This window comes from Yersinia frederiksenii ATCC 33641 (assembly GCF_000754805.1).
Taxonomy (GTDB): domain Bacteria; phylum Pseudomonadota; class Gammaproteobacteria; order Enterobacterales; family Enterobacteriaceae; genus Yersinia; species Yersinia frederiksenii.
Genome location: NZ_KN150731.1, coordinates 145,501 through 160,231 on the forward strand (window position 1 = coordinate 145,501; position 14,731 = coordinate 160,231).

The window sequence follows — 14,731 nt, forward strand, 5'->3', positions numbered from 1 at the left end:
TGTTTTGCCCATTAAAGTGTGATCACAATCTAAAATTTTTCAATTGCTCCATATAGGATAGCAGTGGGATTGTCGTATCAGTCTGCCAATAGACGGAAAAACAAACTAATAACACACATAATACTCGCTCCAATTGATTGCCTTTCTGGGGCCGCAAGATTGGGATAGAAAAACGCCAACGGCAAGGCCACAGGAGCGGAACTCCGGCTGGCGTTATCATGTCTGCTAACAGGTGGCTGAAATAACCAATAATCATAGCGTGGAATACATCCGGGGGAACAATCCAATCCCGCGAAATATCCATTTGGAATAGCGTAATACCGCCAATCACCGCTAACAGGCTATGGGTGAAACCGCGATGTCCAAATGCACGGGCAATAGGTGTTGATATCCATTTTAATCGTTGGCCTAAGATAGACTTTGGATGATCAATATCTGGCAGCAGGGAAGTTAGCAGGGCGCCAGGTATGATATGCCACCAGTCGCCATGTGCCAGTTCAGGGGTAAGGCCGACTTTTTTGGCAAAAATAACGCAGGCGACAGAAAAAATAAGGTGTCCTTCCCCTGTCATACTTGAATTCCGATATCTGTAGCTGTTGATATATCCAGTGTATGAGATTTATCTCGCTTTAGATAGCCGTTACGCTGTAACTAAATGTCTCATTTTCTCTGACTGAGAGCGGTAAATCTCGCTTTGGTATTCAGATGGGTAATATCATTTCTTCGGCAAAAGCTGGGGGACGAAGTGTGGGGCTATTGACTGTATATCGGCGCTATTATTGTGAGGCAAAAAAAGGGGAAAAGCGACCGGGAGTCAACTTTTCCCCAAAATAATACGGGTATGGGCATAATTTAACAAATAATGATGAGGGTACTCATAACGACACGTCTATTTACAAGGTCAAAATTAGAAACTGTACTGGATACCTACACGGTAACGAGTTTGACGTTCGTCAGTTGTTTTGCTGCCAGCAACGTTGCCGATAGCAGCATAAGGTTTCCAGTTCTTATCCCATTTGTAAGCCACTTTCAGGTCATGGCTCCACTCTTCTTTCTCTTTATTTGCCAGAATTTCGTCTTCAGATTTCTTGTAGTTCAATTCATATTCAGCTGAATAGTTTTTCAAGAAGTTATAGGCGAACAGCATAGTAAATTCATGGCCTTTCTCGGTATCTTTGGTCTGAGCTGGCTGGTTACGTTTGTAATATGGGCGATAACGCAGTGATGTTGAGAAATCATCAGTGAAGGATACTTTGCCACGCAGGTAAGGGCGGTAGTTGTTAGAATCGGAAGAAGACTCTAATGAGAAACCTGGCTCCAATGAGAATGTTTTATTAAATTGGTAAACATAGCTGGCAACGACTTCAGTACCATTACTAACTTGCTCATTGAATGGCTTATTAGGTGTAGAGTCAGAGCTGTGCTGGCCCCATTTCCCTTCTAAAGACAGACCAAAACCATTAGCAAAGCGATTGGAGATCAGTAAACGGTCTTTATGATCGGATTTACTGGTGTCTTTCATTTCATGTCGGTAATCAATTGTTGTTGCCACAGAACTAAAGCTAATTACAGATGCCACTGCCAGAGTCAGTAATTTAAATTTCATTTTTTATATAATCCCAGGGTTATGGTTATTTAAATCAACAGTTATTAACAAGTTTATAAAGAATCAACATACGATTGAAAAACAATTTCACGAATAAAGAAACAATGTTTCATTTGTTGTGGATGTACATTCTATTTATATTTATAAATAATTGTGTGATCCAGATCTTTGTTGATGATTAATTTTTTAAACAAATATTAATTTGTGATGTCGGTCTAATTGGCTATTATTATTTTTTGTATAAAACAAAATAACCCCGCCAAATTAATGGCAGGGTTTATTAAAGGCTTAAGCTAAATTAAACTAATTCATTAACGCATTGCGCGTTTCAGAATACGGTCACCTTGTTTATTAAAGTATTCTGCAGTTTCTTGTACGGTCTTCTGACCATAATCGATATATTGAATTGCATCGCCGAACAGAGAAACAATTTGTGGGTCATCAAAGTATGGAGACGTTGTCATTTTATGTGGCAATTCCAACGCCATATTCAATCCAGCTACAGAAGGATCTTCATCTTTAATGACACCGCTAGCACGTAACTGGGTCACCGCAGCGGCACTTAATGGTACACCACGCTCCAGGCCTAATGCCTCAACCCCTTCTTTGCTGTTCAATAAGAAGTTGATTAACATTGCACTTTCTTTTGGATGCTTGGTTGATTTACCAATTGAAAGCATCTGTGCTGGTTTAAAGAATAGGCCGGCATCTTTCGCATCTGGCAACATTGGGTATGGGCCAAGATCCAGTTTTGCAGGCTTGGTCAAGTTATCGGAATACTTAGTTATAGTGGAGTTCCACATATAAGTACCCGCCCACTCACCATTAATCCACGGCTTCATTTCATACATATTACTTTTGCCAAATGAGGCATAGTATTTGGTGGATGGCATAACATGGCTATCTACCATGGTTTTATACATGGTAAAGAATTCAACCCACTGTTCAGGTGTATAGGCAAATTTCTTACCTGCTTCATCAATAGTAGGAATATTGTATTTCTGCGTCATATAAGAGCGGATTAATGCCAATGTATCCTGATGCTCTAATACGACAGGGTAATATTGGTCACCCAGTTTTTCTTTAAAGACTTTACCCGCAGCCAGTAATTCATCCCATGTCTTAGGATATTCTAAACCTGCTTTAGCCCAGGTTGCATCATTGAAATAGAAAACACGAGCAGTGACTGAAATTGGAATACCATTCAACTTGCCATTAACCGTGGTTTGTTGCAGTTCTTTAGGATCAAATTGTGCTAAATCTAATTGTTCTTTTACGTTAAACAGATTGTAGAAACCCGAACCGTCTTTAGAGAAAATAGGCAACCAGTTCCAGTTAGTCTGCATAACGTCTGGCTCAGTACCACCTGCAATCTGTGTCGTCAGACGAGATAAGTGACCATCCCAGCCGGTATACTCCGATTTAACATTAATATTCGGATGTTGTTTGTGGAATTCTTCAATCGCTTTCAATGTTACCTGGTGACGGCCATTACCCCCCCACCATGACATACGCAAATTTACTTCGTCCTGAGCGGCAAAAGCTTGGTGTGATAATACCGCCAGAGTGGATGCTATTAGCGTGTGTAAAATCGCTTTTTTCATTGGGTACTGCTCCTGTTAAAGAGAGATGTTTTTTTCTGTTTTTGCATCAAAGATATGGCATTTATCCATATCAAACTGGAAATACACGGTGCGATGCAGGCCATTTTCGATAATTGGCCGAGCTTCGTCGGACGGTAAGCGGCAGGTCAATTCAAAGTCGTCAACCTTGATATACATGAAGAATTCATGACCCATGTTTTCCACGCGCACCAATTCACCTTGTGAGTGATTTTCAACAAACGGCTGCATAGACATGCTGACAAATTCAGGACGTACACCAAAGAACACTTTTTCTCCGGCGTGGGCGGCCACTTTAGCCTGCTGTTTATCATTAAGTACTAGGGTGTATTGGCCGACGGTCAGGCCAATTTTCCCGTCTTTCTCTACCAGCATGCTCGGTTTGATATTCATTTCCGGCGCGCCAATAAAACCGGCAACAAACATATTGGTAGGGTAGTGATAGAGATTATCTGGCGTATCCACTTGCATTATGTGGCCCAGCTTCATCACACAAATACGGTCACCCATGGTCATTGCTTCGGTTTGGTCGTGGGTAACATAAACAGTGGTTGCTGCTTTGCCGCTTTTTTTCAGTTGCTTATGCAAATCTGAGATACGAATACGCATGGAGGCACGCAGTTTGGCATCCAGGTTTGATAACGGCTCATCGAATAAGAAAACATCGGGCTTTTTGACAATGGCGCGGCCCACGGCAACACGCTGTGCCTGACCACCGGACAGCTGACGCGGTAAGCGGTCCAGCAGGTCTTCCAATTCTAAAATCTTCGCAGCTTCAGCAACTTGCGCTTCAATTTGGTCTTTTGGCAGTTTGCTTAACTTCAGGCCAAATGCCAGGTTCTCTTTGACTGTCATATGTGGATATAGCGCATAGTTTTGGAACACCATGGCGATACCACGAGATTTCGGCGCCAGGTTATTGACCACCCGGTCACCAATGCGGACTTCGCCATCACTGATAGTTTCCAGGCCTGCCAACATGCGCAGGGTCGTGGATTTAGCACAGCCAGATGGGCCAACAATCACCATAAATTCGCCATCATGGATCTTCAAATCAATGCCATGAACCGCGCGGAAACCGTTGGAGTAAACTTTGCCTAATTTATTGAAAATGACTTCAGCCATGATAAATCCTCTATTAACCTTTAATTCCGCTGCTGGTTACGCCTTGAACGAAGTAGCGTTGAGCCAGGAAGAAAACAATGATGGACGGCAGAATGGAGATACTTGCCATTGCCAGAATTTCGTTCCAAGGTGCGCCTTCGGTCACGTCAATTGACATCTTCAGAGCCAGCGCTATCGGGTACTTATCCACGCTGTAGACATAAATCAGTGGGCCGATAAAGTCGTTCATTGACCACATGAACTGGAACAGCGCCACGGAGATAATGGCTGGCTTCAAGATTGGCACTACCACATACCACAACACTTGGAAGGAGTTGCATCCGTCGATTTGTGCTGCTTCTTCCATATCGCGAGGCACGCCACGTAAGAACTGGATAAGCATAAAGACGAAGAACCCTTGTGTAGCGAATGCCAGTGGCAGATACAGTGGCATGTAACTATTCAGCATGCCCATTTCACGGAACATGATGTATTGCGGAATCAATAACACAGTACTTGGCAGCAACATGGTGGTAATTAATGTTGCGAACCAGAATTTCTTCCATGGGATCTCAAAACGTGCAAATCCATAGGCCACGATTGTGGAAGAGATAATGGTCAAAATGACTTTCGGAATAACAAACTTAAAGGTGTTAAGCATGTAGTGACCGAAATTATATTCAGTACCTGTTTTCCAACCATTAACAAAACCATCCGATGTTGGGTGCTCCGGCCATAGCCCTAATGTGGTGAAAATTTCATTATTAGGTTTAAATGCCGCTGAGAACATCCACAGCAAAGGATAAAGCATCATCAGCCCGACAAATATCAGCACGACATAGCGGATAATGGCACTGACTTTAGCTTTACGTAATGTGCGGCTAATTTCCGCATCAGCAATATCCTGCGCCAGATCTAATTTCTTCTGGTTGGAGTTTTGTTGTACGTCAGTCATTTTTTCCTCCTTTATCGGCGGAGTAGAAGACCCAATATTTGGAAGATTTAAATGCAATTGAGGCGAAGAGGGCGACTACCACGAATAATACCCAGGCCAGTGCAGCACCATATCCCATGTCAAAATATTTAAACGCTGTATCGTATATATAGAGCGAGAATAAATAGGTGTAATGGGTTGGCCCACCACCGGTTATGACATAAGGCGCGGTAAACTCTTGGAATGCCTGTGTGGTTTGCATAATAAAGTTGAAGAAAATAACCGGCGTGATCAGTGGCACGGTGACTTTCATAAACATTTGCCATTTAGAGGCACCATCAATCATGGCGGCTTCATATTGTGACTGTGGTACGTTCTGCAAAGCGGCCAGGAAGATAACCATGGCAGAACCAAACTGCCAAACACGCAGTAATGTAACAGATGTCAATGCCAGTGCCGGCTCTCCCAGCCAGTTGACTGGGTCAAGCCCAAATACACCGATGAAACCATTCAGCAAACCATCAATAGCGAACAGAGCACGCCATAAAACCGCAATTGCTACGCTACTGCCCAGAATTGACGGAATATAGAAAGCGGTACGGAAGAAGCCGATACCACGTAATTTGAAGTTCAGTACAAAAGCGATCCCCAGAGCAAATGCTAATTTTAATGGAATAGTAAGAAACACATAAGCGAAAGTCACGCCCATGGATTTCCAGAATAAATCATCTTCAAGGAACATATGACGGTAATTCTCGATCCCGTTATAGACGGGAGGGTTCATTAAGTCATACTCAGTAAAACTGAGAAAGAAAGATGATACAAAGGGGAAGGCCGTAAATATTATCAACCCTAATATATAAGGTGATATATAGGCTAACCCCAGCATTCTGTTTTCATTCATAATGCTTACCTATTTTTAATAACATGAAAGATAAATAAAACTACTGATTCAAAAGCTTCGGATAAATAAAATTAATATCATATAGAGTGCGGCTTTCACCATTCACCCGATAATCTCCATGGATGTAACCACCATTGGTAATAAATTGAGGTATGGCCGCTAACTTATTTTGTTTGGCGGCAATTAAGGTTAATAACGCTAATGCAATTGGGTTATCGAGACGAAAATAACGATGATTTTCTGATTCGACAAACAGGCCGCGATGATAATGTTGCTTAAATAAGGTATTGCCAGTTTGCCAGGCCAATTCAAATAATTTGGCACATTGACAATGCTCAGCCAGTTCCACTAAGGCCAGCAGCAGGTAGGGGGTGGCGGCTGGTTTTTTGCCGATCATCAGTGTCGCACGGCGCTTTTGCTTATTTAATTCTGCCAACTGCCAGCGATGCAACAATACGCTAATCAGATCTAACAGCTCGTCATCTTCACTTAAGCGCCAGGCTCGCACCAGCGGCAGTAAATAATCAACCTCTAATGAGAAGGGTGAAATGACAGTGCCTTTGGCACCATAATAGCCATCACGTTGCAAGACATAGCCGCTCATGTCCTGGCCGTCGTTCCATAATGGGCGCAATGTATTACTTTCGACGTCATAGGCGAAACGGTAGTAATTCTTCAATCCATCAATCACCCATTGCATCACTTCAGCATCGGGTTGCTGACGCAAAATATCTAACATGGCTAATGGGTTATCAATCAGCAGCGGGCGCATATCGCGGAACAAGACATTCGCTTCGCGAGCAATTTCACCAAACTCAGGGCCAAACTGGCGCTTGGCGCGATCGCCATACCAGGATTGGGTCTGGTTATCATCGGCCGGTATCGGCCGGCGTTGTTGTGGTGAACTGAACTGATAAACCGGTAAGCCAGTGTCAGGATGACGGGCTAAAACGTATTGACGATATAAATGTTTACCCCAGGCCGCCGCCGCAATGTCACCGGTATACTCCGCATATTTATAAGCAGAATAAATGAGATCGGTTCCCGCATTCACAAAAGTCAGGCCTTTAGTTTCAGGTAGTTGTGGCCATTGCTCAGGCTTAACCACATCGTGACGCAGATGAGTGAAAACATGTGGGTCACGTTTTTTGTCATAGCTACCATGACGACCTAGATCCAGCGCTTGCCAGTCTTCTACATGGGCATGCCAGAACCCTTGCAGGAAATTAAGAGTTTTTTCCCGGTCAACATTAACCAGCAAGTTGTAATAGGGCAGATGGTGTTTGAGTTCATGCACTTGCGCTTTTGATTCTGGCCCTTCGGTTTGTAAGGTATCCAGATTCAGGAAACGATGCCCGCCCCAGTAAAACAACCCACTTTGCTCATGAACCCCCAGTTGCATGAAATAGTGTGTTTGCACTCGGGCTTGTTGGTGATATTGCGGGTCTTGCGTTACCAGACTGAGAGCATCTAATGTGCGCAACCAGTTTTGTTGACTGGCAAAGTTAGATATCGGAGTATTACGGCCATCAGGGAATGCCCAGACTACCGGTTGGTGGGTCTGGACATCAAAACCATCAGCCATCAGCGGGGTAGGGTTTTGATTGCTATGGCCAACAGACTGGACTAAATCAACATAGCTGCGGATAGCGCTGAGCCAGTTAATCATCATTGCGTCGCTGCCTTTAATGTTGCCTACAAAATCCATCACCATAACCCCATCATCTGAACGTCGGTACGGAACCGGATTTAGGTTCCTTATAAATAGAAACATCGTTTCAATCCATTATATTTGTATTTACTGGCGAGTCATTGAGCGAATGACAAAAGTGTGATCGGAGTCGGAACGTTGTTTTGAATTTTTTATTTTTGCATTTTTGGCAGGATTTTTAAGATGAGTTTATTTGTTAACTATTTGATAAATAACTAATAAAAAAGGCACAACTTCTGTTGTGCCTTAAGGTGGTGATGAGTCGGTTTATTGTCTATAGCCTTGAACAACAAACCTTAACTCAAATTAATCGTGATTATAGGTTTAGCGGGCCAACCAGCCGCCATCAACGGCGATAGTGTAGCCACTGATATAATCAGATGCTTTAGAGGCCAGGAAGACCACTGGACCTTTCAGATCATCAGGTAAGCCCCAACGGCCTGCCGGGATACGGTCCAGGATTTCTTTACTGCGCTCTTCATCTTTACGCAGCTGCTGGGTGTTATTCGTAGCCATGTAGCCAGGTGCTACCGCATTCACATTGATGCCGTGTTTCGCCCATTCGTTGGCTAACAGACGGGTAACACCCATGACTGCGCTTTTTGATGCAGTATAAGAGGGTACGCGGATACCGCCTTGGTAAGACAACATTGAGGCAACGTTGATGATTTTGCCGCCATGGCCTTGTTTGATGAATTGTTTGGCAACCGCTTGGGACATAAAGAACACGGTTTTGATGTTGACGTTCATCACATCATCCCAGTCCTTTTCGCTAAAGTTGATAGCATCTTCACGGCGAATAATACCGGCGTTGTTGACCAGAATATCGATTTGACCAAATTCCTTAACTGCACGTTCTAATAAGGAAGGGATACCATCAATTTTGCTCAGGTCAGCAGTCAGGCTCAAGAAACGGCGGCCCAATGCAGTCACTTTTTCGATAGTCTCTAGTGGCTCAACGATGTTTATGCCAACGATATCACAACCCGCTTCGGCCAAACCAATCGCCATACCTTGGCCTAAACCCGTGTCACAGCCGGTAACCAGAGCAACTTTACCCTTTAACTCAAAGGAATCTAAGATCATAGCTAACATCTCTCTCAAGGCGGTCAATGATTACCGCGATTATAATATTGGGGAGAAAACCGCCAAATGACGGCTTTGGTTGGTGACGCTTAACGCTGTTTGCAAACATTTAGCGCAGTTCGCTCACGGCGATGTGGTCCATATCACCGAAGACTTGGTTTTCACCAACCATGCCCCAGATGAAGGTGTAACGCTTAGTGCCCACACCCGAATGGATAGACCAACTCGGTGAAATAACAGCCTGTTCGTTGTGGACCAATAAATGGCGAGTCTCTTGTGCCTGGCCCATCATGTGAAAGACTGCTGTCTCTTCGTCCATATCAAAGTAGAAATAAACTTCCATGCGACGGTCATGGGTATGGCAAGGCATAGTGTTCCAAAGGTTGCCGGGTGCCAGCTTGGTCAAGCCCATAGTCAGTTGGCAGGTTGGTAACACATCGGGCACAATGTATTTATTGATAGTGCGGCGATTACTGGTAGCGTCATCACCCAATGTTTGCGGTGTGGCTTCTGCCAGTGTGATTTTTTTATTAGGATAACTGGTGTGTGCGGGCGCGCTGTTGTAGTAGAACTTGGCTGGCTGCGCACCATCGACACTGCTAAATAGCACTTCTTTTGCGCCTTTACCTACATACAAGGCTTCTTCATTACCGATTTGATAACTCTGCCCATCAACGCGGATAAGACCTGGACCACCAATATTGATCACCCCCAGTTCACGACGTTCAAGAAAGTAGCTGACCCCTAATTGCTGACCCACGTCATCACCAATACTGACGACTTTGTTGACCGGTAAAATGCCACCGACAATGATTCGGTCAATGTGGCTATAGGTCATGGTGTATTCATCTGCGACAAAAATATTCTCAATCAGAAATTCACGACGCAGACCCGCAGTATCAAGTTGTTTTGCGTGGTCGCTATGGATGCCTTGACGAACTTGCATGTCGGTGCCTCTCTTTCAGAACAATATCCAGGAGGGGGTGACCCCAGTCAGATAGCCCGTCAGATGAGAAAATTCGCATGAAGCCGGAAATGATGTTGACCGCTTACGAAGGTTTAACTTCTGACCGAGTGTTTCTTTAATGCGATGATGATAGTATTTGCGGGAAGTTAATTCAATAAAAATGAAATGATGTTTTATTATTTTTTGAGGGATGTCATGATTTTTGGATTAAATATGATCAAACTGTGGAATTTGGCCGTAGAATAGGCTGAATTCAACGTAAAACTGTGACTACGCTACAGACAATTCTGCATAATAATGAGGAGAAATGATGAAGATGTTCTTTATTAATGACGAAACGCCTTGGGAAGAGCTAGGTAATGGCATTAAGCGCAAAGTAATGACGTGGAGTGATGAACTGATGATGGTCTGCGTTCATTTTGACAAAGGCGCTATTGGTACGGCACATAAACATGACATTCATGACCAGATTGCTTATGTTGCTGCGGGTAGCTTTGAAGTCGAAATTGAAGGGCAGAAACGTATTTTGAAAGCTGGAGATGCCTATCGCGCCGTTAAGAATGAGATGCACGGAGCAGTATCCCTGGAAGACAACAGTATTTTAATTGATACCTTTACCCCTAAGCGGGATGATTTCCTCTAACCTATATTTTGGCGGCTGAGTGGCAACGTCAGCCGCCTTTATTGTCATTGCCTCGACAATTATTCATCTGTGATCAACGAGCAGTCAGCAAAGACTGTCGGTCATGAAATATCTTCTCTGCGTAATTGCTCTAGCGAATCTAACTGAATATCCGCCAATGCCCAGCGCGGGTCGGTACGATACTCTTCGGATGGAATAACAATAGAGCGCATGCGAGCGGCTTTAGTTGCAATCATCCCATTGACCGAATCTTCTAAAGTGACACATTGCAGCGGGTCAACACCCAAATCAGATGCGGCATTCAGATAGACTTCAGGATGCGGTTTGCTGTAGGGCAGGTATTCTGCAGAAACCAGGCGGTCGAAGTAGGTTTCGATACCTAACAGCGCCAATACACGTTTTTGCATATGCAATGGTGAGGCTGAAGCCAAACCAATTTTTAGCCCTTGTTGGCGGCAAAGATTCAACGCATATTCCACTCCCGGCAGTACCGGGCGTTTCTCTTCTACCAACTCTATCGCCCTGGCGATAATGAGTTTGCATACTTCTGCCTGGCTCGGTCCTTGCCATGGCATGGCCTGGAACCACATTTTTACCACTAAATCGATACGTAACCCCAGAGTATCGGGCAAGGTATCGCGTGAGGTGGTATCCAGCCCCAGTGAGGTGAAAATATCCAGTTCAGCCTGTAGCCATAGTGGCTCCGAATCAATCAGCAAGCCGTCCATATCGAAAATTGCGGCCTTAATTGTGTTAGGGATCGCCATTTGTCATCACTCCTGTTGGTGTCTAGCTACGGGCTTAACACTTTATCATTGGTTCATAATGATTAAACGGGGGGAGCGCAATTCTTTCTCTTTCTGATAATTTAATTTATCAACGTAATGATAATCCTCTGGATGAGCTAGGCTTGAATCGGAGTTAGTCGCAAGTATGGCAACAAAATTTTGCACAAAAGCGCGATGTAGCGGGTAAACTAAGGCCACATAAGTTGTGGTATTTACAAGGAGAAGTCATGACCTATCAACAGGCTGGGCGTGTCGCTGTTATCAAACGGATCGCCGGGTGGCTCGTTTTTATTCCAGCACTGCTGTCAACATTGATTTCAATTATCAATTTTGCCTATCAATATAGTCAAAAAAGCACTGGGGTGAATGCGGTCATGCTGGATTTTATCCACGTCATGACTGATATGATTCGTTTTAACACCACTTTTCTGGATATCTTCTGGTACAACTCACCGGTACCGAATTTCGAACAAGGTTTTTCGGCATCGAACATTATGTTCTTTATTATTTATATGCTGATTTTTGTTGGTTTGTCGTTACAGGCATCCGGTGCCCGTATGTCGCGGCAAGTACGGCATATTCGTGAAGGTATTGAAGATCAACTGATCTTAGAGCAGGCCAAGGGTAGCGAGGGGCGCACGCGGGAGCAGTTGGAAGAGAAGATTGTCCTACCGCACCACACGATATTTTTGCAGTTTTTTACCTTATACATTCTGCCATTTTTGATCGGCGTGGCATTCTATTTTGTTATTAAGCTATTGGGATTGATGGCTCAGGGATAGTGGTGGTATCTAACATAACAGTGTAATGCATAAATTGGCCCAGTTATCAGGGCCTTTTTATATTTATCGCAATGATAAATAACCAAATTAATCTCTTGAAAGAATTTTCTGACCACCGAGATATGAGACTCTTCTTGCACTCACAATTTTGTCTGCGCAATTCCCTTATGCTGTAGGTCTCTTTTCACTGCTATATCAGTAAAGTAATGAACGTTTTCATCTCGAAGAAAATGCGTAATTTTATTATTTTGGCTCAGACAAACAGCATGGCGAAAGCCGCCGAAAAATTACACATGACTGCCTCGCCTTTCGGTAAAAGCATTGCAGCTCTGGAAGAGTTGGTGGGATATTCGCTATTTACGCGTAATGAGAAAAACATCAGTCTTAACAAAGCGGGGCAAGAGCTTTATCAGGAGCTATTCCCTATTTATCAACGGCTTTCTGCCATTGATAATACTATTGTCTCGTTGTCCCAGCGGCAGAAAAATATTGTTATTGGCATTGATAACACGTACCCAACGATTATTTTTGATCAGTTATTCAGCCTCAGTGATAAATACGATGGTATTACCGCGCAGCCTTTTGAGTTTAGCGAAAACACGGTCATTGATGACTTACTGGATCGCCGTGTCGATTTTATTATCTCACCACAGCAAGCCTCGCCGCGTGTGACTCACATTGATAGCTTGCAGGTCACCGAGCTTCCTCCGTTACGGCTCGGTTTTTTAGTTTCGCGTCGCTTTGAAAATGGCCAGGCACTCGAGTTATTGAATACATTGCCGTGGTTACAAATGCGTTTTCAGAATCGGGCTAATTTTGAATCTTTACTAGATGCGCATTTTCGCTCAATTGGGATTAACCCAACCATCATTTATCGCCCTTACAGTTTTATGGCGAAAATCAGCGCAGTAGAGCAGGGGCAGTTTCTGACTGTCGTGCCTCACTTTGCCTACCGGCTGGTAAATCCGGCCAAGTTGAAATATTTTGATGCACCAAATCAGCCCATGTACATGCGAGAGTATCTTTATTCACTCAAAAATAATCACCATATTGAACAAGTCATGGGCTATATACATTCTGATCGTAATGGTGACTAAGGTACTAACATGGATCCATGCTCGAACAGATTTTGGTGAAGCTGAAAGGCTTGCGCCAGATTGTGATGCAAATGCCCCCCTTTAGCCTGCGCCAGATATTGATGCAGGTAATCACGATACATTGGGTGTGCGCAGTTATTGATGATGGCCGCAGCACGCTGCATGGGTGATAGCCCACGTAAATCAGCCACACCTTGCTCGGTGACGATAACTTTAACGCTGTGTTCACTGTGATCAACATGGGTGCACATTGGCACAATGGTAGAGACTTTGCCGCCCTTGACGATAGACGGGGCCATAAAAATAGATAAGTAGGCATTGCGTTCAAAATCGGCACTGCCGCCAATGCCATTGACCAACTCCGTGCCCGCAACATGGGTGGAGTTGGCGTGGCCGTAGATATCAAACTCAAGCCCGACATTCAGCGCAATGACACCCAAGCGACGAATGATTTCTGGATGGTTAGAAATCTCCTGTGGGCGCAGCACAATTCTGCTCGCGAAGAAATCCATATTGTCATAAATTTTTTTCAGTGACGTAGGTGAAATGGTCAAGCTGGAGGCACTGACACCCAGCACTTTTTCGGTTTCGACCAGCCGGATAACTGACTCCTGCAACACCTCGGAGTACATCATAAAAGGTGGAATGTGTGGGTTTTCACCCAGGCGCTTCATGACGGCATTATTGATATTCCCCACACCACTTTGAAGCGGAAGAAACTCTGGTGGAATACGGCCTAGCTTGAGTTCATTGAGTAAAAAGTTCACTACATTGTCAGCGATTTGTTCACATAGTGGGTTTTCCCGATCGAGGCTGTTACTGGCATCCGGTAACGCGGTTTCGACTACGCCAATAATCTTGCTGGAATCGACTTGTACATAAGGTTGCCCCACTTTATCCAGTGTATGGAATATCGGCAGAGTATTGCGCCGGGGCGGGGCACCCAGCATCACAATATCAGCTAATTCAGCCACGCGCGGGCTGTGATAATGATTCAGCTCAATAATGATTTTTTTAGCTTTATGCAAAAAAACCGGCGAATTACCAATACCACTGGTGAGGTAGACTTTGCCATCGGCACTGAGCGCCGAGGCTTCGATCACGGCCACGTCAATGTCACCAAAGAAACCATAGTTGACCATTTGGGCGACTTCGCTCAGATGCAGATCAACAAAACTGACCGCCCCTTGGTTGATTTTTTCACGAAGTAGCGAGGCGGTTTGATAAGGTGCTCGCCATGCAATGGCGTCCGCTTGTGCCAACTCATCATCGGCTTGGGCACTGATTGATGCGCCCGTCAGCAAGCGGATTTGAAACTCTTTTTGCTGCTCATGATGGGCCATGGCACGTCTGGCGATAGCACTGGGTAGCACTTTCGGCGCGCCAGCTGGGGTGAAACCGCTGAAGACCACCATATTTCCATGTTCAATACACTCGGCGGCATCATCCGCGCTCATGATGCGATATGACCGTTTCATCGCGAAATC

The 14,731-nt window shown here is 44.4% G+C and carries 14 protein-coding genes; 3 read left to right on the forward strand and 11 right to left on the reverse strand.

Features of this window, described 5'->3' with window-relative positions:
- Positions 1 to 22: 22 nt before the first annotated feature.
- From DJ58_RS20655 to kduI, 9 genes are all read right to left on the reverse strand, one after another.
- Entirely contained in the window at positions 23 to 571 is a 549-nt protein-coding gene (locus DJ58_RS20655; RefSeq protein WP_004706526.1) for a metal-dependent hydrolase, read from the reverse strand.
- Positions 572 to 907: 336 nt separating this feature from the next.
- Positions 908 to 1,606, reverse strand: coding sequence for an oligogalacturonate-specific porin KdgM family protein (locus tag DJ58_RS20650; RefSeq protein WP_004706527.1), 699 nt, complete (start codon positions 1,604 to 1,606; stop codon positions 908 to 910).
- A gap of 311 nt (positions 1,607 to 1,917) precedes the next feature.
- Positions 1,918 to 3,210: an ABC transporter substrate-binding protein gene (locus DJ58_RS20645; protein ID WP_004706528.1), complete on the reverse strand. Its 1,293-nt coding sequence runs from the start codon at positions 3,208 to 3,210 to the stop codon at positions 1,918 to 1,920.
- A 15-nt stretch (positions 3,211 to 3,225) separates the two neighbouring features.
- Positions 3,226 to 4,353, reverse strand: coding sequence for an ABC transporter ATP-binding protein (locus tag DJ58_RS20640; RefSeq protein ID WP_004706529.1), 1,128 nt, complete (start codon positions 4,351 to 4,353; stop codon positions 3,226 to 3,228).
- 13 nt (positions 4,354 to 4,366) lie between these two features.
- Complete coding sequence (locus tag DJ58_RS20635; RefSeq protein ID WP_032910155.1) at positions 4,367 to 5,287, reverse strand: carbohydrate ABC transporter permease; 921 nt, start codon at positions 5,285 to 5,287, stop codon at positions 4,367 to 4,369.
- Positions 5,280 to 6,170, reverse strand: a complete 891-nt coding sequence (locus DJ58_RS20630) for a carbohydrate ABC transporter permease (protein ID WP_032910156.1) — start codon at positions 6,168 to 6,170, stop codon at positions 5,280 to 5,282. Before DJ58_RS20630 ends, DJ58_RS20635 begins: the two co-directional genes overlap by 8 nt.
- A gap of 40 nt (positions 6,171 to 6,210) precedes the next feature.
- On the reverse strand, positions 6,211 to 7,878 hold the full coding sequence (locus DJ58_RS20625; protein WP_032913167.1) for a pectate lyase: 1,668 nt from the start codon (positions 7,876 to 7,878) through the stop codon (positions 6,211 to 6,213).
- 327 nt (positions 7,879 to 8,205) lie between these two features.
- Entirely contained in the window at positions 8,206 to 8,967 is a 762-nt protein-coding gene (gene kduD / locus DJ58_RS20620; RefSeq protein ID WP_004706534.1) for a 2-dehydro-3-deoxy-D-gluconate 5-dehydrogenase KduD, read from the reverse strand.
- 109 nt (positions 8,968 to 9,076) lie between these two features.
- A complete protein-coding gene (gene kduI, locus DJ58_RS20615; protein WP_004706535.1) occupies positions 9,077 to 9,913 on the reverse strand; it encodes a 5-dehydro-4-deoxy-D-glucuronate isomerase in 837 nt (278 codons plus the stop codon).
- A 331-nt stretch (positions 9,914 to 10,244) separates the two neighbouring features.
- Here kduI and DJ58_RS20610 point away from each other — a divergent pair, with 331 nt between their 5' ends.
- Positions 10,245 to 10,577: a cupin domain-containing protein gene (locus DJ58_RS20610; RefSeq protein ID WP_019210190.1), complete on the forward strand. Its 333-nt coding sequence runs from the start codon at positions 10,245 to 10,247 to the stop codon at positions 10,575 to 10,577.
- A gap of 101 nt (positions 10,578 to 10,678) precedes the next feature.
- Here the strand turns inward: DJ58_RS20610 and hxpB are convergent, their stop codons facing one another.
- Positions 10,679 to 11,344 carry a hexitol phosphatase HxpB gene (hxpB, locus tag DJ58_RS20605; protein ID WP_004706537.1) on the reverse strand — a complete coding sequence of 222 codons (666 nt, stop codon included), beginning with the start codon at positions 11,342 to 11,344 and terminating at the stop codon, positions 10,679 to 10,681.
- 248 nt (positions 11,345 to 11,592) lie between these two features.
- Between hxpB and DJ58_RS20600 the strand changes: the two genes are divergently transcribed.
- Together DJ58_RS20600 and srsR are read left to right on the forward strand one after the other, a co-directional pair.
- Positions 11,593 to 12,147, forward strand: a complete 555-nt coding sequence (locus DJ58_RS20600) for a YniB family protein (RefSeq protein WP_004706538.1) — start codon at positions 11,593 to 11,595, stop codon at positions 12,145 to 12,147.
- Between the two features lie 206 nt (positions 12,148 to 12,353).
- Positions 12,354 to 13,244 (forward strand): LysR family transcriptional regulator SrsR, encoded by an 891-nt coding sequence (gene srsR, locus DJ58_RS20595; protein ID WP_032910157.1) that lies wholly within the window; start codon positions 12,354 to 12,356, stop codon positions 13,242 to 13,244.
- Here srsR and DJ58_RS20590 read toward each other — a convergent pair.
- The gene (locus DJ58_RS20590) at positions 13,241 to 14,722 is read right to left on the reverse strand and encodes a succinyl-CoA:acetate CoA-transferase ScpC (RefSeq protein WP_032910158.1); all 1,482 of its coding nucleotides are present in this window, start codon (positions 14,720 to 14,722) and stop codon (positions 13,241 to 13,243) included. The genes srsR and DJ58_RS20590 overlap by 4 nt on opposite strands.
- Positions 14,723 to 14,731: the final 9 nt, after the last annotated feature.

Bases quoted from the DNA above. Each gene is read 5' to 3' on its own strand.
- DJ58_RS20655 (WP_004706526.1), bottom strand. From the start codon at position 571: ATGACAGGGGAAGGACACCTTATTTTTTCTGTCGCCTGCGTTATTTTT.
- DJ58_RS20650 (WP_004706527.1), bottom strand. From the start codon at position 1,606: ATGAAATTTAAATTACTGACTCTGGCAGTGGCATCTGTAATTAGCTTT.
- DJ58_RS20645 (WP_004706528.1), bottom strand. From the start codon at position 3,210: ATGAAAAAAGCGATTTTACACACGCTAATAGCATCCACTCTGGCGGTA.
- DJ58_RS20640 (WP_004706529.1), bottom strand. From the start codon at position 4,353: ATGGCTGAAGTCATTTTCAATAAATTAGGCAAAGTTTACTCCAACGGT.
- DJ58_RS20635 (WP_032910155.1), bottom strand. From the start codon at position 5,287: ATGACTGACGTACAACAAAACTCCAACCAGAAGAAATTAGATCTGGCG.
- DJ58_RS20630 (WP_032910156.1), bottom strand. From the start codon at position 6,170: ATGAATGAAAACAGAATGCTGGGGTTAGCCTATATATCACCTTATATA.
- DJ58_RS20625 (WP_032913167.1), bottom strand. From the start codon at position 7,878: ATGGATTTTGTAGGCAACATTAAAGGCAGCGACGCAATGATGATTAAC.
- kduD (WP_004706534.1), bottom strand. From the start codon at position 8,967: ATGATCTTAGATTCCTTTGAGTTAAAGGGTAAAGTTGCTCTGGTTACC.
- kduI (WP_004706535.1), bottom strand. From the start codon at position 9,913: ATGCAAGTTCGTCAAGGCATCCATAGCGACCACGCAAAACAACTTGAT.
- DJ58_RS20610 (WP_019210190.1), top strand. From the start codon at position 10,245: ATGAAGATGTTCTTTATTAATGACGAAACGCCTTGGGAAGAGCTAGGT.
- hxpB (WP_004706537.1), bottom strand. From the start codon at position 11,344: ATGGCGATCCCTAACACAATTAAGGCCGCAATTTTCGATATGGACGGC.
- DJ58_RS20600 (WP_004706538.1), top strand. From the start codon at position 11,593: ATGACCTATCAACAGGCTGGGCGTGTCGCTGTTATCAAACGGATCGCC.
- srsR (WP_032910157.1), top strand. From the start codon at position 12,354: ATGAACGTTTTCATCTCGAAGAAAATGCGTAATTTTATTATTTTGGCT.
- DJ58_RS20590 (WP_032910158.1), bottom strand. From the start codon at position 14,722: ATGAAACGGTCATATCGCATCATGAGCGCGGATGATGCCGCCGAGTGT.